The sequence below is a fragment of the Microbacterium flavescens genome (genome assembly GCF_018588945.1).
Classification (GTDB): domain Bacteria; phylum Actinomycetota; class Actinomycetes; order Actinomycetales; family Microbacteriaceae; genus Microbacterium; species Microbacterium flavescens.
Window position 1 is genome coordinate 117,000 of sequence record NZ_JAFIWA010000006.1, and the last position, 25,168, is coordinate 142,167.

Annotated in this window: 24 protein-coding genes; 8 read left to right on the forward strand and 16 right to left on the reverse strand. The window is 70.0% G+C overall.

The window, feature by feature from the left end; all coding sequences use genetic code 11:
• Positions 1–135 precede the first annotated feature (135 nt).
• A complete protein-coding gene (locus tag JX005_RS12720; protein ID WP_214467920.1) occupies positions 136–1,836 on the forward strand; it encodes an LVIVD repeat-containing protein in 1,701 nt (566 codons plus the stop codon).
• An 81-nt stretch (positions 1,837–1,917) separates the two neighbouring features.
• Here the strand turns inward: JX005_RS12720 and JX005_RS12725 are convergent, their stop codons facing one another.
• Complete coding sequence (locus JX005_RS12725; RefSeq protein ID WP_214467921.1) at positions 1,918–2,424, reverse strand: glycine cleavage system transcriptional repressor; 507 nt, start codon at positions 2,422–2,424, stop codon at positions 1,918–1,920.
• A 46-nt stretch (positions 2,425–2,470) separates the two neighbouring features.
• Positions 2,471–2,830 carry a hypothetical protein gene (locus JX005_RS12730; protein WP_214467922.1) on the reverse strand — a complete coding sequence of 120 codons (360 nt, stop codon included), beginning with the start codon at positions 2,828–2,830 and terminating at the stop codon, positions 2,471–2,473.
• A 423-nt stretch (positions 2,831–3,253) separates the two neighbouring features.
• On the opposite strand from JX005_RS12730, the gene JX005_RS12735 reads away from it, so the two are divergent.
• The 5 genes from JX005_RS12735 to JX005_RS12755 all read left to right on the forward strand — a co-directional run bounded on the left by JX005_RS12735 (position 3,254) and on the right by JX005_RS12755 (position 8,793).
• Positions 3,254–4,669 carry a sugar transferase gene (locus JX005_RS12735; RefSeq protein WP_307858580.1) on the forward strand — a complete coding sequence of 472 codons (1,416 nt, stop codon included), beginning with the start codon at positions 3,254–3,256 and terminating at the stop codon, positions 4,667–4,669.
• A 205-nt stretch (positions 4,670–4,874) separates the two neighbouring features.
• Positions 4,875–5,705 carry a WecB/TagA/CpsF family glycosyltransferase gene (locus JX005_RS12740; protein WP_214467924.1) on the forward strand — a complete coding sequence of 277 codons (831 nt, stop codon included), beginning with the start codon at positions 4,875–4,877 and terminating at the stop codon, positions 5,703–5,705.
• 251 nt (positions 5,706–5,956) lie between these two features.
• A complete protein-coding gene (locus tag JX005_RS12745) occupies positions 5,957–6,427 on the forward strand; it encodes a hypothetical protein (RefSeq protein WP_214467925.1) in 471 nt (156 codons plus the stop codon).
• Between the two features lie 9 nt (positions 6,428–6,436).
• Positions 6,437–7,774, forward strand: coding sequence for an MFS transporter (locus JX005_RS12750; RefSeq protein WP_372447341.1), 1,338 nt, complete (start codon positions 6,437–6,439; stop codon positions 7,772–7,774).
• Positions 7,771–8,793, forward strand: a complete 1,023-nt coding sequence (locus JX005_RS12755; RefSeq protein ID WP_246533936.1) for a TolB-like translocation protein — start codon at positions 7,771–7,773, stop codon at positions 8,791–8,793. The genes JX005_RS12750 and JX005_RS12755 overlap by 4 nt, the downstream gene beginning before the upstream one ends.
• 1 nt (position 8,794) lies before the next feature.
• Here the strand turns inward: JX005_RS12755 and JX005_RS12760 are convergent, their stop codons facing one another.
• Positions 8,795–9,220: a VanZ family protein gene (locus JX005_RS12760; RefSeq protein WP_214467926.1), complete on the reverse strand. Its 426-nt coding sequence runs from the start codon at positions 9,218–9,220 to the stop codon at positions 8,795–8,797.
• A gap of 57 nt (positions 9,221–9,277) precedes the next feature.
• On the opposite strand from JX005_RS12760, the gene JX005_RS12765 reads away from it, so the two are divergent.
• Both JX005_RS12765 and JX005_RS12770 read left to right on the forward strand, forming a co-directional pair.
• Positions 9,278–10,240 carry a glycosyltransferase family 2 protein gene (locus JX005_RS12765; RefSeq protein WP_214467927.1) on the forward strand — a complete coding sequence of 321 codons (963 nt, stop codon included), beginning with the start codon at positions 9,278–9,280 and terminating at the stop codon, positions 10,238–10,240.
• On the forward strand, positions 10,237–11,175 hold the full coding sequence (locus JX005_RS12770; protein WP_214467928.1) for a DUF6492 family protein: 939 nt from the start codon (positions 10,237–10,239) through the stop codon (positions 11,173–11,175). The genes JX005_RS12765 and JX005_RS12770 overlap by 4 nt, the downstream gene beginning before the upstream one ends.
• Before the next feature lie 27 nt (positions 11,176–11,202).
• Here JX005_RS12770 and JX005_RS12775 read toward each other — a convergent pair whose 3' ends face one another.
• The 13 genes from JX005_RS12775 to JX005_RS12835 are packed head-to-tail and all read right to left on the reverse strand — an operon-like array spanning position 11,203 to position 25,162.
• On the reverse strand, positions 11,203–12,219 hold the full coding sequence (locus JX005_RS12775) for a glycosyltransferase family 1 protein (protein ID WP_214467929.1): 1,017 nt from the start codon (positions 12,217–12,219) through the stop codon (positions 11,203–11,205).
• A gap of 4 nt (positions 12,220–12,223) precedes the next feature.
• Entirely contained in the window at positions 12,224–13,615 is a 1,392-nt protein-coding gene (locus JX005_RS12780; RefSeq protein ID WP_214467930.1) for an O-antigen ligase family protein, read from the reverse strand.
• A 19-nt stretch (positions 13,616–13,634) separates the two neighbouring features.
• On the reverse strand, positions 13,635–14,516 hold the full coding sequence (locus JX005_RS12785) for a YveK family protein (RefSeq protein WP_214467931.1): 882 nt from the start codon (positions 14,514–14,516) through the stop codon (positions 13,635–13,637).
• Positions 14,513–15,211, reverse strand: coding sequence for a hypothetical protein (locus JX005_RS12790; protein ID WP_214467932.1), 699 nt, complete (start codon positions 15,209–15,211; stop codon positions 14,513–14,515). Before JX005_RS12790 ends, JX005_RS12785 begins: the two co-directional genes overlap by 4 nt.
• On the reverse strand, positions 15,208–16,257 hold the full coding sequence (locus JX005_RS12795) for a glycosyltransferase (protein WP_214467933.1): 1,050 nt from the start codon (positions 16,255–16,257) through the stop codon (positions 15,208–15,210). Before JX005_RS12795 ends, JX005_RS12790 begins: the two co-directional genes overlap by 4 nt.
• Entirely contained in the window at positions 16,254–17,702 is a 1,449-nt protein-coding gene (locus JX005_RS12800) for a glycosyltransferase family 4 protein (RefSeq protein ID WP_214467934.1), read from the reverse strand. The genes JX005_RS12795 and JX005_RS12800 overlap by 4 nt, the downstream gene beginning before the upstream one ends.
• Positions 17,703–17,714: 12 nt before the next feature.
• The gene (locus JX005_RS12805; protein WP_214467935.1) at positions 17,715–19,202 is read right to left on the reverse strand and encodes a lipopolysaccharide biosynthesis protein; all 1,488 of its coding nucleotides are present in this window, start codon (positions 19,200–19,202) and stop codon (positions 17,715–17,717) included.
• Positions 19,196–20,188 (reverse strand): glycosyltransferase family 2 protein, encoded by a 993-nt coding sequence (locus JX005_RS12810; RefSeq protein WP_214467936.1) that lies wholly within the window; start codon positions 20,186–20,188, stop codon positions 19,196–19,198. The genes JX005_RS12805 and JX005_RS12810 overlap by 7 nt, the downstream gene beginning before the upstream one ends.
• Positions 20,189–20,192: 4 nt before the next feature.
• Complete coding sequence (locus tag JX005_RS12815) at positions 20,193–21,344, reverse strand: DegT/DnrJ/EryC1/StrS family aminotransferase (protein ID WP_214467937.1); 1,152 nt, start codon at positions 21,342–21,344, stop codon at positions 20,193–20,195.
• The gene (locus JX005_RS12820; protein ID WP_214467938.1) at positions 21,341–21,967 is read right to left on the reverse strand and encodes a NeuD/PglB/VioB family sugar acetyltransferase; all 627 of its coding nucleotides are present in this window, start codon (positions 21,965–21,967) and stop codon (positions 21,341–21,343) included. The genes JX005_RS12815 and JX005_RS12820 overlap by 4 nt, the downstream gene beginning before the upstream one ends.
• A complete protein-coding gene (locus JX005_RS12825; protein ID WP_246533937.1) occupies positions 21,964–23,109 on the reverse strand; it encodes a DegT/DnrJ/EryC1/StrS family aminotransferase in 1,146 nt (381 codons plus the stop codon). The genes JX005_RS12820 and JX005_RS12825 overlap by 4 nt, the downstream gene beginning before the upstream one ends.
• Positions 23,106–24,101, reverse strand: coding sequence for an NAD-dependent epimerase/dehydratase family protein (locus tag JX005_RS12830; protein WP_214467939.1), 996 nt, complete (start codon positions 24,099–24,101; stop codon positions 23,106–23,108). The genes JX005_RS12825 and JX005_RS12830 overlap by 4 nt, the downstream gene beginning before the upstream one ends.
• Positions 24,098–25,162 (reverse strand): Gfo/Idh/MocA family protein, encoded by a 1,065-nt coding sequence (locus JX005_RS12835; protein WP_214467940.1) that lies wholly within the window; start codon positions 25,160–25,162, stop codon positions 24,098–24,100. Before JX005_RS12835 ends, JX005_RS12830 begins: the two co-directional genes overlap by 4 nt.
• Positions 25,163–25,168 lie beyond the last annotated feature (6 nt).

The window sequence follows — 25,168 nt, forward strand, 5'->3', positions numbered from 1 at the left end:
GCAACAAACTGACATATCGATGACGCAGTGCCGATTTGGGAGGGCCTTACCCGCATGAACATACGATCACCCCAGGGATCACGCTGGAGGACACGAACGCTCGCCGCCGTCGGCGCGCTGACGCTCGGATTCTCGATGATGACCGCCACCGCGGCCGGTGCCGACACCCCCGATGCCGACCCTCGTGAGGGACTGAGCGCCGGGCTCCACGATGCGGGTCAGGCGGCGAGCAACATCGCACTGCTGTCCGCTCAGCAGAAGACCTCGCCGTTCACGACGAACTCCGACCTCGCCTTCACGGGCGACTATGCGATCTCGGGCAACTACTACGGCTTCCAGGTCTACGACGTCAGCGATCCGGCGGCGCCGGAGCTCACCGGCACCTTCGTGTGTCCCGGCGGTCAGGGCGACGTCTCGGTCTACGGCGACCTCCTGTTCATGTCGGTCGAGTCGGCCCCCGGCCGCCTGGACTGCGGCACCACGAGCGTCGGCGCGACCGACCCGCAGAACTTCCGCGGCGTGCGCGTGTTCGACATCAGCGACATCCAGAACCCGGTGCAGGTCACCGCGGTTCAGACCTGCCGCGGCTCGCACACCCACACCGTCGTGGAAGACCCCGATGACGCCGAGAACGTCTACGTCTACGTCTCGGGAACCGGCGGCGTGCGCACCACGACCACGGCGCTCGAGGGCTGCGTGAACCCGACCAACGCCAACACCGAGGCGGCGCACCTCGACGCCAACGGCAACCCGATCGACACCGCGCGTTTCCAGGTCGAGGTCATCAAGGTTCCGCTGGCCGACCCGGCGAGCGCCGCGGTCGTCAACGAGGCGCGCCTGTTCGCGGCCGAGAGCGGCAGCCCGGCGGGCCTGTGGCCCGGCGGCAGCCACGGCGCGGGACTCCAGACGACGTCGGCGACCGACGCGTGCCACGACATCACGGCGTACCCCGAGATCGGCCTGGCCGCGGGAGCCTGTGAGGGCAACGGCATCCTGATCGACATCAGCGACCCGGTGAACCCGGTGCGCATCGATGCCGTGACGGACCCGCGGTTCGCGTACTGGCACTCGGCCACGTTCAACAACGACGGCACCAAGGTCGTCTTCACCGACGAGTGGGGCGGCGGCAGCGCCGCTCGCTGCCGCGCGGTGGACCCGATGAACTGGGGCGCCAACGCCATCTTCGACATCGTCGACGGCAAGCTCGAGTTCGCCAGCTACTACAAGATGCCCGCCGCCCAGACGGCACAGGAGAACTGCGTCGCCCACAACGGCTCGCTGATCCCCGTGCCCGGTCGCGACATCATGGTGCAGGCCTGGTACCAGGGCGGTCTGTCGATCTTCGACTTCACCGACAGCGCCAACCCGGTCGAGATCGCGTACTTCGACCGTGGCCCCAACGACGCCTCGCGTCTGGTCACGGGCGGGTACTGGTCGACGTACTGGTACAACGGCAACGTGTTCGGCAACGAGATCGGCCGCGGCTTCGACAGCCTCGCACTGCAGCCGAGCGAGTTCCTGAGCGCGAACGAGATCGCCGCAGCCGGTGAGTTCCAGCTCGACGAGTTCAACGCCCAGGGCCAGCCGATGTACGGCCACGCGCCGAGCTTCGCAGTGGCGCGGTCGTACGTCGACCAGGCCGAGCGCGACGGCAGCCTGAGCGGCAAGGCCCTGACCGAGGTGCGCAAGCACGTCGACCAGGCCGAGAAGCTCGCGGCCGGCCCGGCGAACGACCGTGCGGTCAAGGCGCAGCTCGACAACGCCGCCCGAAAGTCCGGTCTGCCGGGCTCGGAGGTTCAGACGGCGCTCGCAGCGCTGGCCGGCACCTTCAGCTGATCGACCCGGGAGGTCGGCGTGAGCCGGCCTCCCACAGGGCTCGGTGGTCTTCGGACCGCCGGGCCCCTTCGTCGTCCCGGCTCAGTCGAGGGTGACGTCGACCTGGATCTCGGCCGCCAGGCGCTCGATCTCCGCGGCCACGGTCGCGACGTCGACATCAGCCGGGGCGGCGGCAATCACGGTCGCCTCGAACAGCCGACCGCCGGCCATGGCCGCATCGCGCGTCTCGGTCGTCATGCGCTCGATGCTCACGCCGTGGGCACTCAGCGCCGCGGAGAGCTCGCGCACGATGCCGGGATGGTCGTTGCCGAGCACGTGCAGCACGAGATCCTGCCGGGGCCGGGGCGCGGCATCCGTCCCCGCCTGCACCGTCACCGTGTGGAGGCCATCCAGCCCGGCGAGCGCGGCGCGCAGGGCGTCGGCGCTCTCCGCCGGCACCGACACCTCGACGATGCCGGCGAACGCGCCGGCGAGCTCGGCCAGCTGGCTGTTCTCCCAGTTGCCGCCGTGCGCGGCGACCGCGTCGGCGACCGACGCGACGATGCCGGCGCGATCGCTGCCGACCACGGTGAGCACGAGAGTTGTCATGGGCGACAGCGTAGCGACCGCACGGGACGGGTCGGGGCGGGTTGCGTCACACCCGGGGGCGGAGCTCTTGCGGGGCCGGGAACGGCAGGCGGAAGCGATCGAGCACGGCGCCCACCGCCGAGGCCGCGCCGTACTCGTCGCCGACGACGGTGATACCGCGGGAGCTCGCCTCGGAGATGCGCACCGGGCGCTCGGTGCCGTCGGCGAGCCGCAGCGTCCAGCGGTCGGCGAGGTAGCCGATGCCCAGCGCCTCGAGCAGCTCCTCCGCCTCGAGCCAGTCGACCGGTCCCCCGGTGCGCTCGCGGCCCAGCAGGTCGAAGACCCGGAAGCCGTCGCCGTCCGCCATCATCCAGCCCAGCACCTCGCCGTCGGGGCGGCGGTGTTCGATCCACTCGGGCGGCAGCATGGTCGGCACAGTATCACCGAAAAGTTCCTGGGCTTTCGCTGGAGATTCCCTCCGTATCACCTCCACGCCGATTCGTCAAGTTTTTTCTTCCCTTCAGTGCGGGCCGGGAGTACAGTGAAAGCGCGCCAGGGACTTTGGGGGTCCCGCGGTCGTTGGAACCCGAAAGGGAGGGGACCGGCGCGTTGGGGTTGAACTGAACGACGCAGTCGCCGTTCATGCTTGCGTTGGGGAAAACATGACTGCAAGGGACGCACTGACGTGCGTGCGGTGGTACGCGGACTGAAGTCGACCGTGACCGACGCGGCGTCGCCTATGGGCGACGGAGGGGGGAGCAGAAGCCTCTTCCGCCGCCCAGCGGTGCCGAGTCCGCCATGGCCGGACCTCCTGCCGGCTGCTATCGCGCCGCGCGTTCAGCCTTCGCTCGTGCGAAGGCATCAATGGGAGCGCCGTCATCGGCGGCGCCTCGCCATCACGGATGCACTCGTCGTGGCCGGAGCCACCGGGTTCACCCAGCTCCTCCTCCTGCGCGGCTCGCCCGCCGGCCTCGCCTTCGACCGCACGGCACGGGTCGCCGTGCTGGTCGCCGGCGCCTGGCTCGTCCTGCTGTGGCTCATCCGCTCACGCGAACCCGAGATCCTCGGATCCGGGGCGACGGAGTACACGCGTGTCGTCCACGCGAGCGGTCTGGCCTTCGGCATTCTGTCGATCGCCTTCCTGGTGCTCCAGCTGCCGGGGCTGCGCATGCAGATCGTCTTCGCCTTCCCCCTCGGCCTGCTGATGCTGATGGTGGTCCGCTGGCTGTGGCGGAAGCGCCTGATCCGCGAACGCGCACAGGGGGAGTGCCTGTCACGCGCCATCGTCGCGGGCACACGCGAGGACGTGCACTACGTCATCGAGAGGCTCGTTCGCGATTCCCATCACGGCTACCTGGTGATCGGAGCGACGACCACGGACGGGCTCGACTCCCCCATCTCCGTCGACGGGCGCAGCTATCCGGTCGTCGGAACGATCGACCAGACGGCGGCGTACGGCCGCATCGCGGGCGCGGACACGATCGTGGTCGCAAGCACCCCGCGTGACGACCGCGACTTCGTGCGGAGGCTCGGCTGGGAGCTGGAGGGAAGCGCTGCCGAACTGGTGCTGTGCAATCGCCTCACCGACGTCGCGGGTCCTCGGCTGTCACTGCGCCCGCTGGACGGACTGCCGCTGGTGCAGGTGAAGATCCCCGAGTTCGAGGGCGGCATGCACGCCGTCAAGCGCGCCACCGACATCGGACTCGCGCTGTTCGCGCTCGTGCCCATCCTGCTGCTCACCCCCATCCTGGCTGTGATCATCAAGCGCGGCTCACCCGGACCGGTGCTGTTCCGACAGCTCCGGGTCGGACGCGACGGCAGGCAGTTCTGGATGCTGAAGTTCCGCACCATGACAGCGGATGCCGAGGGTCAGCGCGATGCGCTGCTGGTCGGGAACGAGGCATCCGGCCCGCTGTTCAAGCTCAAGCAGGACCCGCGTGTCACGCGAGTCGGCGCGGTCCTCCGCAAGTACTCGCTCGACGAGCTGCCCCAGTTCCTCAACGTCCTGCGCGGCGACATGAGCATCGTCGGCCCGCGGCCGCCGCTACCCAGCGAGGTCACGACGTATGACGGCGCTGTGTGTCGCCGCCTGTACATCAAGCCGGGGATCACGGGGCTCTGGCAGATCAGCGGTCGCAGCGACCTGTCGTGGGACGACAGTGTCCGGCTCGACCTGCGGTACGTCGAGAACTGGTCGATCGCGACCGACCTCATGATCATGTGGCGCACCGCCAAGGTCATGATCGCTCCGAAGGGGGCGTACTGATGTCTCCCCACCAGACTCGGCCGGCGACAAGGATGTCGTCGGCCGGCATGAGCCGGATCCGCGGTCGCGTGCCGCCGCGGCGCGCCACGTGCGCACTGGCATTCCTCGGCGCGGCGGCTCTCCGTTCCCCCAGCCGGGCGCGGCCGCGGGTCCCTCGAAGGCACGTGCACGGCGATGCCGTGCGCCATCATCGGGGGCGGTCGCGATGACCGTCCCCGGGACGGACGCGGAGCTGCCGCGGACGATGGAGATCGACGGCATCCCCGTGCATCTCGTCGATGCCGGCTCCGCCCTTGCCGCGATCTCGGCGGCAAGCCGTCACGAGACGGAGAAGCCGCTCGGCGTCGTGTCGGTCAATCTCGACCACATCCACCACTTCGGGACGACGCACACAGACGCCCACCCGGCTTCAGCCTTCGTGGACCGCCACAGGGTCGACTGGCTCGATCTCATCGACGGCGCCCCGATCGCCGCGCAGGCGCGACGCCTGACGGGCCGCGTCTATCCGAAGCTCTCGGGAAGCGACCTCATCGGGCCGATCCTCGACGACGCCTCTCGATCCGGCAGGTCGGTGGGGGTGCTCGGAGGCCTGGGATCCGTCATCGACCCGCTCGCGCATCGGATGGCGGAGGAGTGGCCGAGGGTCCGCTTCGTCGGACACTGGACGCCCGAGCGGGATGACGTCTCCGATTCGCTCCGGTCGCGCGCCCTCGCCTCGGAGATCCGGGCGTCCGGCGCCGACATCCTGCTCGTCTGCCTGGGCAAGCCGAGGCAGGAACGGTGGATCAACGAGTACGGCCTGCTCACGGGGGCGGGTGCGCTGCTGGCTTTCGGCGCCGCGGTCGACTTCCTCGCCGGCACGGTCTCCCGAGCCCCCGTGTGGGTCTCGCAGTCGGGAGGCGAGTGGGCGTGGCGCCTGATGCGGGAGCCGCGCCGACTGGCGCGCCGCTATCTCGTCGACGGACCTCCGGCATACCTCGCCGTGCGGCGGGCGAGCCGCCTCCTCCAGTCGGATATGCGGCAGGTGAGTTCATGAGCGGGCGCGGTCCTGCGGTCGACGGGCCACAGGACGCGCGGCGGCGGGGGCTCACGCCCGGCATGCGACGGGTCCTGCTCATCGTCGGCGCATTGACCGCCGTCGGCCTGGCGATGACGCTCTGGCTGTCCGTAGGCGGGGGCGGCTCGCTCCTCTCCGGGACCCCGGGAGGTGGCGCTGCGGCTCCCGGTGACTCATCGTCCGGAGACAGTGCACCGGGCACCCAGCCGACGCCCTCGGATGGCGGACCCTTGCCGGAGACCACCCCCGGGCCGGTGCCGGAGGCCACGCCGACGACGGGCAGCGAGGTGCCGGATCCCGACCCGACCGCCCCGCCGGGCAACAGGCTGCCGCCGCTCCCGCAGCCATCTCCCCTCGTCGACCCGCCGCTACCGGCGTCTGCGTCGGCCTCGGGCACGCTCGTCGACGGGTTCCCCCGTGCGATCATGGCCCCCGCACCGGGGTCGGACGTGATCACCAGCGCGATCGCAACGGACGGCGACCGGATGCAGGTGACACTCGTTGCGCGCTCGGATGCCTCGGCCGACGACGTGCGAGCCCACTACAGCACCCTGTGGGCGAGCCTCGGTCTCACGGATGCGGGTTCTGCGCCCGGCGGAGCCTCGTTCTCCCATTCCTTCGCCACTCTCTCGCTTGCCTTCAGCCCCCCGGGCGGCACGGGCACCGTGTACGCGGTCTACGGCGTCTTCCGGTCGAGCTGAGGATCGCGCGTGTACATCTCCCTGACGAACGCCGCGCAGCCCGGCAGTGGGGCCGAAAGCGCGCCGGGCCACGATGGGCGTCGGTCCGCGACGCGACGCCCCGGCGTGCGCACTGTCTCCTCCACCGTCGTCAGTCTCGGCATCGTGTCGATGCTGACCGACATCTCGTCGGAGTCGGTGGCTGCGATCCTCCCCCTCTACATCACGAGCGCGCTCGGGCTGTCGGTGATCGCATTCGGGTTCATCGACGGCCTGTACCAGGGCGTGAGCGCGATCGCTCGCATCGCCGGCGGCTACACCTCCGACCGAGTCGGCAGGCCCAAGTGGATTGCGTTCTCCGGCTACGGTCTGGCGGCCGTCGCTCGGATGTTCCTCGTCTTCGCGTCCGGGTTCGCGGCCATCGCCGTCGTCATCACCGCCGACCGGATCGGGAAGGGCATCCGAACCGCTCCCCGCGACGCGCTCATCACCGCGGCGTCCCGTCCCGACAGCCTCGGCACGGCGTTCGGCGTGCACCGCACGCTCGACAACATCGGCGCCGCGATCGGCCCGCTCATCGCGTTCCTCGTTCTGCTGGTCATCCCGGACGGATTCCACACCGTCTTCCTCGCGTCGCTGGCCTTCGCGATCATCGCCGTCGCGATCCTCGGGATCCTCGTGCCGAATCTGCGCACACGGGCGGCGCCGGAGGCCACCGATGACCGCGCCAGCGGATCGCGGTTCGGCTGGGCCGCCGTGACGACCGGGCCGATGCGGCGCGTCATCGCCGGTGCAGGCATCCTGGGGCTCCTCACGATCGGCGACGGCTTCGTGTACCTCGTGCTGCAATCCCGCAGCGACTTCGCGGCGCAGTTGTTCCCGCTGCTGTACGTGGGCACGAACGTCGCATTCCTCGCGCTCGCGATCCCTCTCGGCCGACTCTCGGACCGGATCGGCCGGGGACGGGTCTTCGTGTTCGGGCACGTCGGCCTGCTCGCGGCCTACCTGGTCGCCGCCCTGCCGATCGCCGACATGGCCGCGACGATCCTCTGCCTGGTCTTCCTCGGCGGGTTCTATGCCGCGACGGACGGGGTGCTGGCCGCCCTCGCCGGCCAGCTCACCTCCCCCGAGACGCGAGCGACTGGGATCGCGGCTACGCAGACCGTCGTGGCGCTCAGCCGGTTCCTGTCAGCGAGCGCCTTCGGCTTCCTCTGGTTCGCGATCGGAAGCGAGTCCGCAGTCCTCGTGATGGCGGCGCTGCTCGCCTTCGCCGTGCCTCTCGTCGCGCTGCTCCTCAGGCCGTACCTCTCGTCGCCGGGCGACTCCCGGACCGTGGTGGACGACGAGCCGTCTGGGGTCCGCGGATGACCGAACGAGGGAAGTGGATGCTGGTGCTCGGCATCTCCATCGTCGCGCTCGGGGGGACGGCCGTCGCCGGGATCGTGGCGTGGCAGGACTACCAATCGCGTCAGAGCCGGGCGAGCGCCGCGGTGACAGCGGAAGGCGACGCGTGGGCGACAGGCGAGCGGATCGTCTTCCGCAACACCGCCATCGGGCAGGGCTACGGTCTCGTCGCGAGCGTTCCGCTCGACGATCCCGCGGGAGCGCGCAGGCTGTCTTCGACCGCGTGCGAGCGGGTGGACGCGAACGCCGAGCAGTTCGCATGCCTGCACACCGATCGAGGGGTGGTGCCCGGCTACACCGCGACGTTGCGCTCCAACGACGGCGAGGTCGTCTCGGAGTGGTCGTTGCCGGGCATTCCAAGCCGGACGCGATTCTCACCCGACGGATCGCTCGTCGCGACGACCGCGTTCGTCACCGGTCATTCCTATGCGACCGTGGGCTTCTCAACCGAGACGGTGATCCGCACGAAGGACGGCGGGACGCTCGGCACCCTCGAGGACTGGACCCTCATGATCGACGGCGCGGAGAGCGCGCTTGTCGACCGCAACTACTGGGGAGTGACCTTCGTCGATGACCAGACCTTCTATGCGACGGTCGGCATGGCCACCTCGGGCCAGACCTACCTCGTCAAGGGGGACATACCTGCGCGGACACTCACGGCTGTAGCATCCGATGTCGAATGCCCGTCCCTCTCGCCCGACGCGTCGCGCATCGCGTTCAAGCGGGTGACCTCCGGCTCGGGTGCGACCGCGCACTGGGCTCCGGCGATCATGGACCTGGCGACGGGCGACGTCCGGCTCGTGCCCGAGAGCCGCAGTGTCGACGATCAGATCGCGTGGATCGACGACGACACGGTCATGTACGGGATGCCGCGCCCCGGCGAGGCAGGCGACACCGACGTGTGGGCGGCGGATGCCGACGGGTCCGGCGATCCCTACCTCTTCATCGAGCATGCGTGGTCGCCGGCGGTGGTGCGCCGATGAGTCAGCGAGCAGGGTTGCGATCCGCCGTCTGCTCCGCGCGGCGCTCGCGCCGGATGACGAGCAGCCAGGCCAGCGCCGCGCCGAGCGCCGCTCCGAGGGCGTTGGCGAGGACGTCGCGCGGACTCGGGACGCGCGACGGGATCACGCTCTGCACGAGCTCGGCCGCCACCGAGAGCGTCAGCGCGAGGACGAATCCCCACACGTGGTGGCGCAGCAGCAGGGTGAGAAGGAAGCCGAGTGGCAGGAACATCACGACGTTCGCCGCGAACTCGACCCATCCCGCGCCGAACCACAGCCACCCGAGGTCGTTCCGCAGCCACGACCAGACGCCGACGATGATCTCGCTGTACGAGACCGGGGCGAGCAGGACTAGCGCCGCGACCACGAGGTACGCGACGAGAGCCCAGACCACCCACCGGCGCGTCATGGCCCCACCCTCCCACATAGGCGGAGCGGTGCCGAGCGCGACGCGGGGAACGACGCCATGACCGTCGCCTTCCGTACGAGCGGACCCGTGGACGTCGCCGTGGTCGTCGTCACCTACAACAGCGCGCGCGACATCGGCGCGCTCGTCGAGTCCCTGCGTGCGGAGACCCAGGACCTGTCGATGCGCGTCGTTGTGGCCGACAATGCGTCGACGGATGCGACCCTCGCCGAGCTGGCACGGCATCCCGACCTCGTCACGGTGCCCACCGGGGGCAACCTGGGATACTCCGGCGGGATCAACGTCGCGATGCGCCACGTCGGAGACGCCGACGCGGTCCTCATCCTGAACCCCGATCTCCGCGTCGAGCGGGGCGCCGTCCGCACCCTTCGCCGCTCGCTCGCGGCGCGATCCGGCGCCGGGATCGTCGCGCCCCGGATCCGCGACGCCAGCGGCGGCACAGCATCCTCCCTCCACAATGAGCCCCGCATCTCGCGATCGCTCGCCGATGCTGTTCTCGGCCGCTTTTGGCAACGTCGCCCTGCAGCCTTGTCCGAGTCCGTCCGCGACCCCGCCCAGTACGAGACAGCGCGCAGGATGGACTGGGCGACCGGCGCCGCGCTGCTCGTGTCACGGGATGCCGCAGCCACCGTCGGCGAGTGGGATGAGCGGTTCTTCCTCTACTCCGAAGAGACGGACTACTGCCGGCGGGTGCGTCGGGCGGGGTACGAGGTCTGGTACGAGCCGACGGCGATCGTCCACCATTCTCAGGGCGGATCGGGCAGCTCGGGCGCACTCGACCGGCTCCTCGCCGTCAACCGCATCCGATACGCCCGCAAGCACCACAGCGCCGCCTGGACCGCCGCGTACCGCGGAACCGTCATCATGGGCGAGTTCCTCCGGTCGGCGCGCGCGCAGCATCGCGCGACACTGCGCACCGTCGCCTCCGGGCGCACGTGGGCTTCGCTCCCGCACTCCGGCGCCGCCGCGCCGCAGCAGCCTGCTGCCGAAGGAGGCGCATGATGGAACCGCCGACGATCACTGGGGCCCACGACGTGTCGCTGCTCACCGTGAGCTATCGGGGCGATCTCGGACTCGCGCGCGAACTCTGCCGCAGCGTCGACCGGTACCTGGACCCGGCCATCGAGCACCTGCTGGTCGTCTCGCGGGTCGACGCAGCCCTCTTCGAGCCCCTCCGCTCGGACCGGCGCCGCATCGTCATCGTGGATGACGTGCTGCCCCCCGGGTACCGACGGATCCCTGCGCCGCAGGAGATCCGCATCGGACGACTGCATCGCCGCATCCGCGAGATGTGGCTCACTCCCGCCGGTCTGGCGCGCGGATGGATCGTGCAGCAGATCGTCAAGCTGGCGGCTCCCTCATATTGCGATCGGGAGGTGATCGTCTTCGCGGACAGCGACATCGAGCTGACGTCCGCCTTCGGCGGAGATCGGCTGGTGTTCGGAGGACAGGCGCGACTGTACCGGGTCCCCGGCGCGACCGCCGACAGCGATGACCACGTGCGTTGGCACCGGGTCGCCGCGCAGATGCTGGGCATGGAGCCCGACGGCTACCTCGGATCCGACTACATCGGCAACCTCATCACCTGGCGGCGCTCCGTGCTCCTGCTCCTCCAAGAGGCCATCGCCCGGAATACCGGCAGACGCTGGGACAAGGCGGTCGCATCCCGGTCGGCGTTCTCGGAGTACATCCTCTACGGCGTCTTCGTCGAGCACGTGCTCGGCGGAGCGCGATCCGGGCACCTCTTCACCACCGAGGATCTCGTGCACGCGGGCTGGTTCTACGATCTGGCCACGTCGGAGGGCCTCTCCGCCTTCATGGCCGGCATGGCGCCGCATCAGGTCGGCGTGGCGATTCAGTCCACCGAGGAGCTCAGCCTCGCGGACCGCCGTCGCATCATCGACGCGACGGTCGAAGGGCGGGACCGCCGGCCGTGACCGCGGCGCGCGCGTTCGCCGCGTCCGTCACGCCTTCGCGATCGCTCGCAGCTCCTCCTCGAGGATCGCGGACGTGATGCCGAGGTCCCGAGCGATGACCGCGATGCGAAGCCTCCAATCGAGCAGATCCCGTGCGCGGCGACGATTCGCCTCCGCCGTCTCGGGCGTCCATCCGCTGTTCGCCTCGGCGAGAAGGGCCATGCCGCCCCGCAGGTCGTCCGGGGGAAGCTCCAGCGTCGCCCCCGGCCAGAGGAGCTCGCGGGCCGTCGTACTCGCCGGGGCCGCGCCGGCCACGACCGCGCCGTGCGCGAGACCGTCCGTCCAGCGCGCGGTGAGGTAGTCCCGCGTCGGGTGCGTGTAGGACGCGCCGCTGGTCAGGTTCGAGAACGCCAGGACGAACCGCGCGACCGCGAGCGCGTCATCCACGTTGCGCTGCGCCTCCGCGTCATCCTGTCCGAAGGACGGCCGACCGCGATAGTCGAGATGCTGCGCGCGCGCCCATCCGGATCCCTCCGCATCGTCGTCCCACGCGGGCGGCATCCGTCCGAGCCGCTGGATGTCCACCGTCTTGCGCACCGGCACCGCCTGCGCGGTGTCGGCGCCCCAGGGCAGGACATGTATGGGAGTGGTGGCGCAAGCGGAGCGCCAGTCACCCACGTCGTCCTCGTCCGTCACGTAGATCCTGTCGAACCGGCCGGTCCGAGACACGTACGGGATGCGTTCGTGCCAGAACGAATCGATCACCCAGCCGACCACGCTCGCGTAGCGACTGGTGAGCGGGCCGAGCCGCAGCACAGCGGTGAGGTGCTCCGGTCGTGCGGCGATCACCAACGCGATCCGTTCGCCGCCGCGGCGAGGGGGCAGGCGCTGCCGGGCGGCGAACAGCGCCAGCTGCCGCTCGTAGCGGCGGCTGCGGAAGGTGACGAGTCGTGCGCCGAGCACGCGCGCCGTCAGGGAGGCCAGCCGAGTGATGGGAACCCATCCCCGCCCGAGGTCCGTGTACAGGACGTCGATCAGGGTGTCAGCGGGCGCCTCCGACTCCATCGCGCTACCGACCCCGGCCTTCGCGTCCGCTGTGCGGCGCGCGCTCCACGTCGGCGATCGTTGCGCGCACTCCGGCGTCGGAGAGCGCGATGCGGCGCAGGGCTGCGGCCATCCCGAGGAGGAGCACGAAGACCCCTGCGGTGATGGGGAAGCTCAGCCCGTCGAAGAAGAAGAGCAGGACGGTCACGGTGATCAGACCGGAGCTCACCGCGCCGCCGAGGACCTTCGTCTCAGGAGACCTGGAATTCCGAGACGCGCCGAGGGAGCTCCACACGGCCACGGCGATCAGCGCAGCGAAGGCGAAGGCGCCGAGCAGTCCGATCTCGACGAGCGTGGCGGCCCATTGATTGTCGAAGACGTAATAGCGGGACAGGAAGGTCCCCCACCCCTGTCCGATCAGGGGCGAAGACTCCATGAACTGCGGCAGCTTCTCGAGCGCTCCGGTGCGCGATTGCGTGCTGGTGTCCGCTGATGCGTTCACGAACAGCGCGAGGGTGGCTGTCCACATGCCGGGCACGACGACGACGACGGCCGCCGCGATGCACAGGCCACCGGCCACACTCGCGAACCGGTAGGCCCGCGGTATCCACGGCAGAACGAGCACGAGGGCCACCACCAGCCCGATGATCGCGGACCGGGAGACGGACACGAGACAGATGAAAAGGATGAGTCCCACGATCAGCCACCACAGACCTCGACGGCGCGGCTGCTGGCGGAAGCCTCCCGATATCGCCGCGGCGATCGCGATCGGCAGGACGGTCACGATCGATGAGACGAACTCGAGGGGATGCGTCGCCGTTCCGGATGCTCGCGTGAATCGGCCACGACTGTCGATGCCGCCCCAGTCGTATGACAGCCCCGGCAGCGAGCCCATCCATTCGAGCAGACTCGATCCGAGCAGGAACTGCGCGACGCCGAGCGCCGACACGCATCCCACTGCCACGACCAGGACCCGTACGACCCGGGCGGCGGCATTGTGGGTCCGGATGCCGTCCATCGCCACGAGGATGACGCCGCCCCACGACGCGAGTCGCACGAGGGAGCTGATCGCAGGACTGACCTGGTCGCCCGGCTGCCCCCGCAGCATGGCGGCTGCGAAGCTCGCCAGGATCACGAGCACGAGGAGGCCGAGCATCCAGCGGACAGGCTGGGTCGGGGTGATGACGTCGGCTCCCCTGGCCTGGAGATGGCTCAGAACCCACCACAGCAGGAGAGCGAGGCCCCAGAGGAGGGACGGCCGCCCGAGACCGCCCATGCCCGTGATCCCGATATTCGAGGGAACAGCGAACAGCAGGATGACGTACACGCACAGCATCGCGTCCGCCGTCAGCCGACGGGGCCGGCGGATTCCCCGATGGTCGAGGGCCGCCACCGGAGCGAACTGCTGCGTGCTCATGACTCGTTCGCCCCCGGGTTCATCGGCGCTTCCCGGATGGTGAGCGGACCTTCTTGCCGCCCGTCGGCGCTGACGCGGCCGGCTGCTGATCGGGGTCACCGGTGAGCTCGGCCTCCGGCAATGCGTCCGGGGCGACGACCGCGTCGGTCGGCTCCTCCGCCTCGTCGAGGTCTTCAGCACGGGGTGCGTTGGCGACAGGCAGGAACTCGGGCACCTCGCTGGGGTCGGACAGGTCACCCGCATCGTCGTCGTACTCCGTGTCGACCTGCTGGTCGATCTCCTCCGCGACCGAGGCGCGCATCCGGCGCCGGCGCTTCATCGCGAACCCGTCGACCGCGCTCGCCACGATCAGCGCGAAGAGCAGTGTCGCGAGTCCCGCGACCAGGGTCACGACGATCCGCGATCGCTCCCTGACGGTGCTCTCCTCATCGATGGAGATGTTGGAGATCGTCACCCGGTCGCCCGGCGGGATGCCCTGATCGGCCTGGAGCTCCTCGAGGGTGACCTCGGCCTGCTCCACGATGGTCGACAGCATCTCGGCAGCCACCTCATCGCTCTCGGCGGTGACCTGGATCGCCACGACCGGGCTGGAGGCGGTGGCATCCCGCGCGATGGTGACCTCTGCACCGCTCTGGACGAAGCCGCGGACCGTGTCGTCCGAGGCCACCGCGCGCGTGAGGACGTCCGCGACCGGAGACAGCCCGCCGGTGTAGAGGAACTGGTTCGTGGCGCCTTCGGGCAGCACCCCCTCGCCGGGGAGCAGCAGCTGCGACGCGTTCCGCTCGTATTGCGGCGGAGTCAGCGTCCACATCGCGAACGCCATCGTGGCGGCGAGCAGTATGCCCGGGACGACGATGTACCACCGGCGCATGAGGCCACGGAGCACGTCCAGCACGTTCATCGAGATCGACCCCCGTCACTGAATGGGTGAGCGCCGGCTCGCGCACGCGAGCGGCGGCGCAGGGCACTGCGGTCGAGCATCCACGCCGCCGTGGCGCCGCCGAGCAGACCCAGCGCCGCCATCGCCCCGAAGGCTGCGAACCGCGCCGTGCGCGACGGCCGAACGTCCTCGATCGCTCGGGTGAGCGGCTCCACGTGCACCTCGATGCGATCGCCCTCGGGAACGCTGCGGGAGCGCTGCTCCGTCGCCGCGACGCTCTCGATGCGGGCCACGATCGCGTCCTGCTGATCCTGCACCCAGTCGCGCGTGCGGCCCACGACCTGGATCTCGATCGTCGCGGAAGATGTGCTGGAGCTCCACTGGTTCCCCTCCTCCTGCACGGCGACGACGACCGCTTCGCGGATGCCGGCGCCGTACAGCGGAGCATCGCTGTTCGCGTACACCTCCGTGTGGACCCGACCGTCGTTGACCACGGTGGCGACGGTCTGGGCGAAGGCGATGAGGCTCCAGCTGTCGTTTCCGTTGTACGGCATGAGCGTGCTCGTGCCGGGCCAGGTGAACACGACCGTCGTCTTGGAGGCGTGCACGCCGCTGTCCTGCATGAACTGCCCCGTCATCGCGGCGGCCACGAGGAGTGCTGCGAGCACTGCATACCAGCGCCGCAGCATCGTCATCAGGAGAGCGCGAACCGTCATGTCTTGACCAGTTCCGCGTAGATCGCCGACAGGTCTGCGCGCAGGCCGTCAGCGCTGTATCGATCGAGAATGACCGCAGAGGCGTGCGCTCCCGCGCGCGCCAGATCGTCGAGCGGACGCCGCATGGTGCGCTCCAACTCGCGGATGAGCTCGAGGGTCGATCCGACCGGCGTGCAGTACCCGGGATCGAAGAACTCGTCGCCGCCCCCGCCGGAGTACCCGACGACGTAGCATCCGCACGCCATCGCCTCTGCTGGGGGGAGACCGAACCCGTCGCGGTCGCTGAGGCTCACGAACACGGCGGCACGGCGCAGCGCGTCCGCCAGCGCGGTCTCGGTGAGCCCGGTGAGAGGAAGAGGGCTCCACCGCGATCCTCGGGCGCGGAGCGCATGGACGACGTGGTTGAGCTCGCTCTGGCGGCGGGTCGGCACGTACGCGAAGGTCCTGTCGCGCACATCCCGCCCCGGATGGAACACCTGTGGGTCGACGACGGGCCGAGCGATGTCGATCCGGATGCCGGGGAACGAGTGCGCGAGGAGCGCGGCGCTGTCCTTCGAGACGGTGACGATCGCCTCGAGCCGCGGCACATCGAGGTAGGGCGCACCCGGACCCGTGCTGCCGTAGTCGAGCGCCTCGAATGTGTAATGGGCGCCCTGGTTGAACACCACAACCCGGATGTCGGGGTTGAGGGCGGCCAGCGAGGTGCCGTAGACGTCGGGCACCACCAGGATGTCGTCGGAGCGGAACTCGAGCTCGTCGGACGACACGACGGCGGTCGTGGACTGGAACCAGGATGGACGGTATCCGCGGCGATCGTGCAGCACCGCCGCCTTGAAGCCCAGCTCATTGAGCAGGTCGACGTGTCGGTACGCCACTCGAACCCCACCGGCCGGCTTCTTCACGTGCGGCGCGAGGTAGTAGATCGTCGGGGTGGCTGTGCCGCGCTTCACCCGCAGCTCGGGCAGCCGACGCCACCGCAGATCAGCGTAGGTCCGGTACCGTTCCGCGGCGGAGCGCGCGAGCTGACCGGGGGTGGCGAGCGTCATCGTCCTGCCTCCGCACTTCTCACCATCGCGCCCCGGTCATGCGCGACCTCGCGCAGTACGCGCGCATGCAGCGCGAGGCACCGGTCCTCGCTGAACCGCTCGGCGGCATCGGCGGCGATGACCTCGGAATCGGCGAAACGCACGGCGCCCGCGGACACCGCGATCATCGCCTCGACCAGTTCCTCCCGATTCGCCTGACGGACGAAGCGGGCCGATCCGATGGACGTCCAGTCCACGGCGAGCGGATCTCCGAGTGGATTCTTCACCAGGATGCCGCGGGACGGGCCGCCCTCGAGCTGTTCGCGCGCGCCGCCGACCTCGCTGAGGATCACCGGAACGCCCGCCGACAGCGATTCCATGCTCGCGAGCGCCCAGCCTTCGAAGAACGAATCGAGGACGAACGCGTCCGCCGCCGCGAGGAGCACGTCCGTGCGCGTGGTGCCGCCGCGGAGATGGACCCGCCCCGGGCATGCCAGACGTTCCCGCAGGGCGATGACCTGCCGCGTGTAGGCGAGGTCGTCTTCGCGTCCGCAGACGACGAGGACCGCGCGCGGATCGCGTTCCGCGACCTCGCCGAAGGCCGAGACCAGGCCGTAGGTGTTCTTCTGGAGGGCGTGCCGCGAAAGCGAGAGGAACAGGAACTCGTCGGTCAGACCCAGCGCAGCACGCGCGGCGGTGCGGCCGCCCGACGGCATGGTCACGGGTGCGATCCCATTGGGGATCGTGCGCACGCGGGTCGGGTCGATGACGGGAAACATGGACAGGTACTGCTGCCTCACCAGCTCGCTCACGCAGATGACCAGAGCAGCCCTGCGGTACCGCTCGAGCACCTCCTGCTCGGGCGCCCCGAACAGATCGTGCAAGCCGTGGAGCACGAGCACGACCGGAACGGACATCTCACCGGCGAGGTCTATGGGCCACGTGGCGTTGCCATGCACCGCGATGACGTCCGGACGCCAGGCGCGCACCCACGACACGGCCTCTGGCTGGTTGGTGGCGCCGTCGCGAACCTCGATTCCGGCGTGCCTCAGTCGCCGCGCGATCTCCCCGTCCGGCGCTCCCTCGTCGAGGGGCGCCAGCAGAGCCGCCGTCCGGATGCCGTGTGCCCGCAGCCCCTGCGCCAGGAACGCGACGAACTCATCCATGCCACCGGCGTCGAGGGTGCCCGTGACGAGCAGGCAGCGCGCAACCGGCGGAAGATCGGTCACCGACCGCTGTTCCGGCGGGAGCGCCGAGTCCGCGCGCGGGGGCCACACCACGTCTCCTCGACCGTCGAGCCGCTCCGACCATCCGGGGATGACCACTGCCTCGGACGACGTCGGGACAAGCCTGCGGGCGAACCTGCGGACCGGGACCGGCAGCCAGCGCCCCAGCCGCTCGAGGGCGAGATAGAACCCGGCGGCGGTCCTTCGACTCTCCCCCCGCGCTCGCACCGGCTGCGGCATCCCGATCACCTCCTACACCGCCCCCTGCATCCGCCGAACGCGCCCGCGGACGCCGCGCACCACTTCGAGGAACGCGCCGCGCAGGAGGATGCTCGACAGGGCCAGGTGCACGACGAAGACGGTGGCTCCGGCGGCCGCGATCTGGAGCACCGCGGGAAGGGGGGCTGCCATCGCGCCCACCGCCCATCCGGCCACGCCGGCGACCCCTGCGATCACGACCACCGCGACCGTGCGTCGAGCGACGGCCCACAACCCCAGGCCGATCGCCCTCGAAACGAGGAACCAGCGGACGATCGTCGCAAGCACCGCCACGGCGAGGAAGCCCACCGCGACCCCTGTGATGCCCGACTGCACGGCGAAGGCGGTGACGACCACCGCGCCGACATCCACCACCACCGCGTAGGCGAGCCACCGTCCGGGACGCCCGAGCCCGTAGAACAGCCCATGGTCGAGCATCGCTCCGACCGCGAAGACCGCCGCGATCGCGAGCGCCTGAGTGACGCCGATGCTCTGGGTCCACTGGGGACCGAAGAGGAGCGGCACGAGGACCGGCGCCGTTACCGCCACGGCGGTCAGCGCGGGAGTGATGAGGACGTAGGTCATGCTGATCGCCCGGTCGTACCCGCGCCGCAGTCGGGCAGGGTCGTCGCGGACCTGGGCGAACACGACTGTCGAGACGGGGGCGATGGCCGATCCGGCGAGGTCCTGCGTCGTCTGCACCAGTCGCTGGGCGACGCTCAACTGACCGAGGGCGCTCGCGCCCAGGACGTTCGACACGATCGCGTTCTCCGCCCACACGTGAGCGAGGGCAACGCCGTTCACCGCCATCACATTGGTGCCGAAGGCCGCCATGGTCCGGAACTGCCGCCACGAGAAGCCCCTTCCAGGTCGCCATCTCGACGTGATCCATGCCCCCGCCAGACCGATGATCTGCGACACCCACATCTGCGCCACGAGCGCCCAGACGCCGGCCCCTGCCAGCGCCAGCACGATGGCCACCGCCTGCGCGGCGATCGCCGCTGCGCCGTTCTGGAGCGAGAGCGCCCGGAACCGCATCCCCCGGCGAAGCAGCGCGGTGGGGACGGAGCCGAGGCTGACGAACACGACCGCGGGACTCACAGCGACGATGACGAGGGCAGCGCCCGTGATCCCGAACATCGCCTCGAGAAGGGGGGCGGTCAGGATGAGCCCCGCGCAGAGAACGACGCCTGAGCCGAGGGAGTACCAGAACGCGGTCCGCACCATGATGGGCTGGAGCGAATCGGCCTGGACGAGGAACGTGCCGAATCCGAGGTCGGCAACGAGGTACACCAGGGGCAGGACCGACATTGCCACCGCGACCAAGCCGAAGTCGGCCGGAGTCAGCAGCCGAGCGAGGAGGATCATCGTCGCGAAGCCGCCGATCTTGGCGGCCCATGTCTGGGCCGTCAGCCAGCCGATGCTGGACGCCGCGCGGGTCGTCAGGGAGACCGGAGTGGCGATGCCGTCGTCGTTCACCATCGCCCGGCTCCGTCCGGGCCTCGATCTTCGATCTCGCTCCGCAGCACGGATGCCATGCGTTGGTGCGCAGGCTGGGCCGCATGCCGCTGGGCGAAGCCGAGGAAGGGCAGAGCATCGCCCACTTCGCCCCGCTCGATCCGCGCTCTCGCGCTGCCGAGCGACTCCTCGACGAGCGACCGCACGCCTCGGGCGTGCACCTCCGTCCCCCAGTGGCCCGCGGCGGAGAGAGTCTCCGAGCGGAGCACGTCGAACGCCGCCAGCTTCTGCTGGATGTTGTCGATCCCGCCGTCGAACCGCGTGAGGTGCATGTTGCCGCCGTGCACTCGGTAGTAGGCCTGTACGGCCCCTCGGATCTGGCACACATCCCACCCGACCGCGAGCCGCAGCCAGTACTCCAGGTCGCCCGAGTGCGGCAGTCGGGGGTTGTAGCCACCCACCTCTTTCAACGCCGTCGTCCGGAGCACGGCCTCCGGGGACATGATCGGGTTGAACCCCTGCGAGACCACCTCGTCGACCCACGCCCGCCCCGGTATGATCCGCCAGACGCCCGCGCCATAGGATCTGGCCGCCGGTACGGCATCCGCGAAGCGAACCACCTTGCCGTACACGAGCCCGACGCGGGGATGACGCTCCATCACGGCGGCGGCACGATCCAGCGCTCCCGCAGCGAGTAGATCGTCCGCCGAGACGAGGGTGACGAACTCGGTGTCGACGGCCGCAAGACCGTCGTTGTAGGTGGCGATGTGCCCCCGGTTGGTCTCGTGCACGATCACGGTCACCCGTGCGTCCTCCGCTGCCAGCCGGTGGGCGACCTCCGCCGACCCGTCGAGCGAGTGATCGTCCACGATGATCACGCGGGTGTCGACCGAGCGCTGGTCCAGGGCGGCGCGGACGGCAGCCGGGAGGTAGCGACCGTAGTTGTAGCAGGGGATCACGACGGTCGCCGTGTGGCGGCGCCGCGGTGCCGAGGGCAGTCGGTAGCTCATGCCGTCATCCCTCTCGCTGTCCCACCAGCGACCGGCTGCCCGCGGGGGAACCCGTCGCCGCGCGAACGGCCGCCGCCACACTTTCCTGCTGGCTCTCCGTGAGATGGGGGAACATGGGGAGCGACAGGATGCTGCGGGCCGCGGCCTCCGCGACCGGGAACTGTCCTCGGCGATATCCGGACTGCGCGTACGCGGGCGTGAGCGGCACCGGTGTCGGGTAATGGATGCCGGTGCCGATACCAGCTGCGGTGAGGTCGGTCGCCACCCGATCCCGGTCCTGCACGCGCACCACGTACAGGTGCCACACGTCTTCGTTGCCCGGGCGCACCGACGGGAGGCGTACGGCGTCGACGTCGCCGAGCAGTTCCGCGTAGCGCGCGGCAGCAGCGCGACGCCCGGCGTTCCATACGTCGAGCCGGCGGAGCTTCGCGCGCAGCACGGTCGCCTGGACCGCATCCAGACGCGCGTTCATGCCGATCTGATCATGGACGTACTTCACCGTGCTCCCATGAGCCGCGAGGCTGCGCACCAGTGCGGCACAGTGCGCGTCATCGGTCAGCACGGCGCCGCCATCGCCGGCGGCGCCGAGATTCTTGCCGGGGTAGAAGCTCGTCGCTGCGACGCGACCCATCGTGCCGGCGCGGCCCGCGGGGCCGGACGCGCCGTGCGCCTGGGCTGCGTCCTCGACGATCGCGATGTCGTGCACGGCCGCGCACCTTGAGACGGCCTCGAGCGGCGCGGTCTGGCCGAAGAGGTGCACGGGCGCGATCGCCCGCGTCCTCAGCGTGACGGCGGCCTCGACCGCGTCCGGATCGATCAGGAGGTGGTCGACGTCGACGTCGACGAACACCGGGACCGCGCCGATGCGGGATGCCGCCTCCGCCGTCGCGATGAAGGTGTTCGCCGGCATGATGACCTCGTCGCCCGCGCCGACCCCGACGGCTCGGTAAGCGAGCTCGAGCGCGTCCGTGCCGTTCGAGACGCCGACGACGTGGCCGACGCCGATGTACTCGGCGTACTCCTGCTCGAAGGCCTCGATCTCCGGACCGCCGATGAAATCGGCTGAGGCCAGCTGAGCGCGCCATACCCGGAGGACCTCGTCGGCGATCTCCGCCTGCTGGGCGCGGAGGTCGAGGAAGGGAACATCGACGTTCATGGACGTCGCTCCAGCCGGCGGGCGGGAACGCCCGCCCACGTTTCGCCGTCGGGGACGTGGCTGAGCAGCGCGGCACCCATGCCCAGCGTGGCATCCGCCCCCACGACGAGGTGTTGTCGCACGGACGCGTTCATGCCGATGTATGCGCCCTCGCGTATGCGCACCGCGCCACCGAGGGACACGCCGGCCGCCAGGGTGACGAAGTCCTCGAGCACGGCGTCGTGCGTGATCGTGACGTTCGGCATCACGACCACGTGCCTGCCGATCGAGGCATCCGCGGTTACCACGACGGCATCGAGGAGGATGCTGCCGGGGCCGAGCCGTGAGGACCTGCCGATGCGGGCCGAGGGTGCCACGAAGGTCATGAACCGATCGGCTCCGACGCCGATCCGGCGGAGGCGTCGCACGATGTCCCGTCGCGCCGCGCCGGACCCCACGCAGACGAGCAGCCTGCCGGCGCGGTGCGCGGCATCCGCCACCCCGCCGACGACGGGGATGCCGGCGATCTCCGTGCCGTGCAGGACGGGATCGTCGTCGAGGATCCCGACGATCTCGGCCGATCCGGCCGCGATCACCTCTCGCGCCAGCCCACTGGCGCCGACCAGGATCACGCTCTCGGTCATCGCCGGCCCCCCACGGGATCGCGCAGCACGTCGATGACACGGTCCTGGTTCGCGTCGCTCAGGTGGTGGAACATGGGGAGGATCAGCGTGCGATCGGTGAGCCGCTCAGTGGCGGGAAGACCCTCCGGCGGCGTCAGATGCCGATACGGCGCCTGGCGATGTGCGGCCATGATGCCCCGTCGCGCCGAGATGTCCGCCACGGCCAGTGCCTCGAGCAGTCCCTCTCGATCCGTCGGGTATTCGTCGTCCACTTCGACCCAGAACGACTGGTAGTTGGTCGTGCCGTGCGGTGGATCGGTCACGGCGCGGAGTCCGTGCACTCCGTCGACAGCGGCCTGGTAGCGCGCGGCGATCCTGCGCCTTCGGGCCACCATCTCGGGGAGGCGCCCGAGCTGCACGATGCCGACGGCGGCCTGCAGGTCGGTCATGCGGAAGTTGTACCCGACCTCGTCGTACGTCTCCGCCGGTGGGAGGGCCGATGCGTGGCGCTCAGCGGCCGAGACGCTCATCCCGTGCTCCCGGAGATGCGCGGCGCGCACCGCCCACGACTGGTGGTTCGTCGTCAGCATGCCGCCTTCGCCCGTCGTGAGGAGCTTGCGGGGATGGAAGGACCACGCCGCGATCTCGGCACCCGCGCCGACAGGACAGCCCCTGAGGGTCGATCCCGCACCGCACGCGGCGTCCTCGATCACCACGATCCCCGCGGGGTCGGCCACCGCACGGACATCATCGAGGTCGACGGGCACGCCCCCCTGGTCGACCGCGATGACGGCGCGGGTGCGCGGTGTGAGCGCTGCGGCGACGGTGTCACCGGTGACGTTGCCGGTCACCGGATCGACGTCAGCGAAGACGGGATGAGCGCCCACGTAGCGGACCGCGTTCGTAGTCGCGATGAACGAGAAGGAGGGGATGACCACGTGGTCCCCTTCGCGGATCCCGGCCACGATGAGTGCCAGGTGGAGCGCCGTCGTGCAGCTGGTCGTCGCGACCGCGTATCGAGACCGCACGGCCGAGGCGAACTCGCGCTCGAAGCGTGCCACCCGGGGTCCTTGCGCGACCCAGCCGCTGGCGATCACCTCGGCGAGCGCTTCCTCCTCCTCGCGACCCAGCCACGGCATCATGACATTGATGCGGTCACTCATCCCGCGACCTTCTCCCGCGCCGCCGCGATCTCCTCGCGCAGGGGACTCCACCATTCGACGAGCCGGCGAAGCCCCTCATCCAGGTCGATCGAAGCCTCGAAGCCGAGATCGCGCCGGGCCGCCGTCGTGTCGGCGAGACGGCGAGCCACTCCGTTCACGGCACGTTCCGGACCGTGCTCGACACCGAGATCCGAGTCCATCGCTCGCAGGAGCGCCTGCGCGAGCTCCAGCAGGCTGGTCTCGGTGCCGCTCGCGATGTTGTACGTTCCCTCGGCGACGTCGCTGCGGGCTGCGAGGACATTGGCACGCGCGATATCGGGCACGCACACGAAATCCATCGTCTGCCGTCCGTCGCCGAAGATCAGCGGCGGGCGGCCGTCCGCGATCCGCTCCATCCAGCGCACCAGCACCTCGGTGTACACGCCGTGCGCGTCCATCCGTGGGCCGTAGACGTTGAAGTAGCGCAGCAGCACGTAGTCCAGCCCCTCCATCGCACGGAAGCTGCGCACAAGGCCCTCGTTGAAGGTCTTCGCCGCCCCGTAGATGGTGTCGTTGTTCTCGTGGTGGTGGCGTTCCGTCGTCGGAAATCGCTCTGCCATGCCGTAGACGGAGGCGCTGGATGCCGCGATGAGCTTCGTCACGCGGTGCCTGGCCGCGGACTCCACGACGTTGAACGTCCCGTCGACGAGCACCTCGAGGGCGAGCCGGGGATCCTCGGCGCATTGCGTGATGCGGATCGCCGCCTCGTGGAAGACGAAGTCCTTGCCTGCTGTCAGATCGTCCACGAGCCGGGCGTCGCGGATGTCGCCCTCGATGAGTTCGACGCGGCCCGATGCGAGAGAGCCCTCGAGATTGGCGCGGCGACCGCGGACGAGGTTGTCCAGGACGTCGACCCTCGCCACTCCGGCCTCGAGCAGCTGGTCGACGAGGGTCGACCCGATCGTCCCTGCCCCTCCCGTGACCAGGGCCCGCGTGCCTTCGAGTTCGATCATGGGACGAGCGTCCTCTCGCGATCGCGAACGGCTATCCGGATGGGCGCGCCGCCTTCGGCGAGGCTCGCCGTGGCGGCCTCGAGCACCGCGAGGACACGCAGCCCGGCCTCACCGCTGGTCCGCGCCGGCCGCTTGTCGCGGATGGCCCCCGCGAACTCCGCGGCGACGCTCGCGAGGGCTTCGCCCTCGGGAAGGGCGGGCGCCCAGGTGTCGCCCAGCCGGTACGAGACGTTCGCCGCACGGGCGTCGGCCGTCGCCTTCGACTGCAGCTGGAGGTCGACTCCGCGGTCATAGACGCTGAGGCGCTGCTGCGGATTGAGATCGTCCCAGACCAGGGTGCGCCGGGTGCCGCCGATCACCATCTGGCGGATCTTCGTCGGACTCAGCCAGTTCACGTGCACGTGTGCGATCGCGCCGTTTCGGAGCGGCATGGTCAGGTATCCGATGCAGGCCTTCCCCGTTCCGAGCGGGTCGGCGCCGTGAGCGGCGACGGCGTCCGCGTCGAGCCCGGCGGGCAGCACGAAATCCATGATCGACAGGTCATGGGGGGCGAGATCCCAGAGCACGTCGACATCGGGCTGGATCAGACCAAGGTTTATGCGGACGCTGTCCACGAAGAGGATGTCGCCCAGGAATCCCTGCTCCACCAGTTCCCGGATCTTCAGAACGGCCGGCGTATAGCAATAGGTGTGGTCGGCCATCAGCACGAGGCCGCGCTCACGGGCGCTCGCGACCATCTCTGCTCCCAGAGCCGCGGAGTCGGCGAGCGGCTTCTCCACCAGGACGTTCTTCCCGGCCTCCAGCGCGGCCAGCACGATCGGGTGGTGGGTCCGCGCCGGCGTCGCTACGGCGACGGCATCGATCGCCGTGTCTGCAAGCACCTCGCCGAGGTCCGGCGTGACGTGCACACCGCCGACGCTGTCCGAGACGCGGCGGGCTCTCTCGATGTCGAGATCGCAGATCGCGGCGAGGTTCCAGTCGACCGATGCGCGAAAGTTGCGGGCCAGGTTCGGCCCCCAGTAGCCCGCGCCGACGACCGCGACGTTCAAGCGTGATGACATGCTGTT

Excerpts from the sequence above, each read along its gene's own strand:
- JX005_RS12720 (WP_214467920.1), top strand. The coding sequence starts at position 136 with ATGATGACCGCCACCGCGGCCGGTGCCGACACCCCCGATGCCGACCCT.
- JX005_RS12725 (WP_214467921.1), bottom strand. The coding sequence starts at position 2,424 with ATGACAACTCTCGTGCTCACCGTGGTCGGCAGCGATCGCGCCGGCATC.
- JX005_RS12730 (WP_214467922.1), bottom strand. The coding sequence starts at position 2,830 with ATGCTGCCGCCCGAGTGGATCGAACACCGCCGCCCCGACGGCGAGGTG.
- JX005_RS12740 (WP_214467924.1), top strand. The coding sequence starts at position 4,875 with ATGACCGTCCCCGGGACGGACGCGGAGCTGCCGCGGACGATGGAGATC.
- JX005_RS12755 (WP_246533936.1), top strand. The coding sequence starts at position 7,771 with ATGACCGAACGAGGGAAGTGGATGCTGGTGCTCGGCATCTCCATCGTC.
- JX005_RS12760 (WP_214467926.1), bottom strand. The coding sequence starts at position 9,220 with ATGACGCGCCGGTGGGTGGTCTGGGCTCTCGTCGCGTACCTCGTGGTC.
- JX005_RS12765 (WP_214467927.1), top strand. The coding sequence starts at position 9,278 with ATGACCGTCGCCTTCCGTACGAGCGGACCCGTGGACGTCGCCGTGGTC.
- JX005_RS12770 (WP_214467928.1), top strand. The coding sequence starts at position 10,237 with ATGATGGAACCGCCGACGATCACTGGGGCCCACGACGTGTCGCTGCTC.
- JX005_RS12775 (WP_214467929.1), bottom strand. The coding sequence starts at position 12,219 with ATGGAGTCGGAGGCGCCCGCTGACACCCTGATCGACGTCCTGTACACG.
- JX005_RS12780 (WP_214467930.1), bottom strand. The coding sequence starts at position 13,615 with ATGAGCACGCAGCAGTTCGCTCCGGTGGCGGCCCTCGACCATCGGGGA.
- JX005_RS12785 (WP_214467931.1), bottom strand. The coding sequence starts at position 14,516 with ATGAACGTGCTGGACGTGCTCCGTGGCCTCATGCGCCGGTGGTACATC.
- JX005_RS12790 (WP_214467932.1), bottom strand. The coding sequence starts at position 15,211 with ATGACGGTTCGCGCTCTCCTGATGACGATGCTGCGGCGCTGGTATGCA.
- JX005_RS12795 (WP_214467933.1), bottom strand. The coding sequence starts at position 16,257 with ATGACGCTCGCCACCCCCGGTCAGCTCGCGCGCTCCGCCGCGGAACGG.
- JX005_RS12800 (WP_214467934.1), bottom strand. The coding sequence starts at position 17,702 with ATGCCGCAGCCGGTGCGAGCGCGGGGGGAGAGTCGAAGGACCGCCGCC.
- JX005_RS12805 (WP_214467935.1), bottom strand. The coding sequence starts at position 19,202 with ATGGTGAACGACGACGGCATCGCCACTCCGGTCTCCCTGACGACCCGC.
- JX005_RS12810 (WP_214467936.1), bottom strand. The coding sequence starts at position 20,188 with ATGAGCTACCGACTGCCCTCGGCACCGCGGCGCCGCCACACGGCGACC.
- JX005_RS12815 (WP_214467937.1), bottom strand. The coding sequence starts at position 21,344 with ATGAACGTCGATGTTCCCTTCCTCGACCTCCGCGCCCAGCAGGCGGAG.
- JX005_RS12820 (WP_214467938.1), bottom strand. The coding sequence starts at position 21,967 with ATGACCGAGAGCGTGATCCTGGTCGGCGCCAGTGGGCTGGCGCGAGAG.
- JX005_RS12825 (WP_246533937.1), bottom strand. The coding sequence starts at position 23,109 with ATGAGTGACCGCATCAATGTCATGATGCCGTGGCTGGGTCGCGAGGAG.
- JX005_RS12830 (WP_214467939.1), bottom strand. The coding sequence starts at position 24,101 with ATGATCGAACTCGAAGGCACGCGGGCCCTGGTCACGGGAGGGGCAGGG.
- JX005_RS12835 (WP_214467940.1), bottom strand. The coding sequence starts at position 25,162 with ATGTCATCACGCTTGAACGTCGCGGTCGTCGGCGCGGGCTACTGGGGG.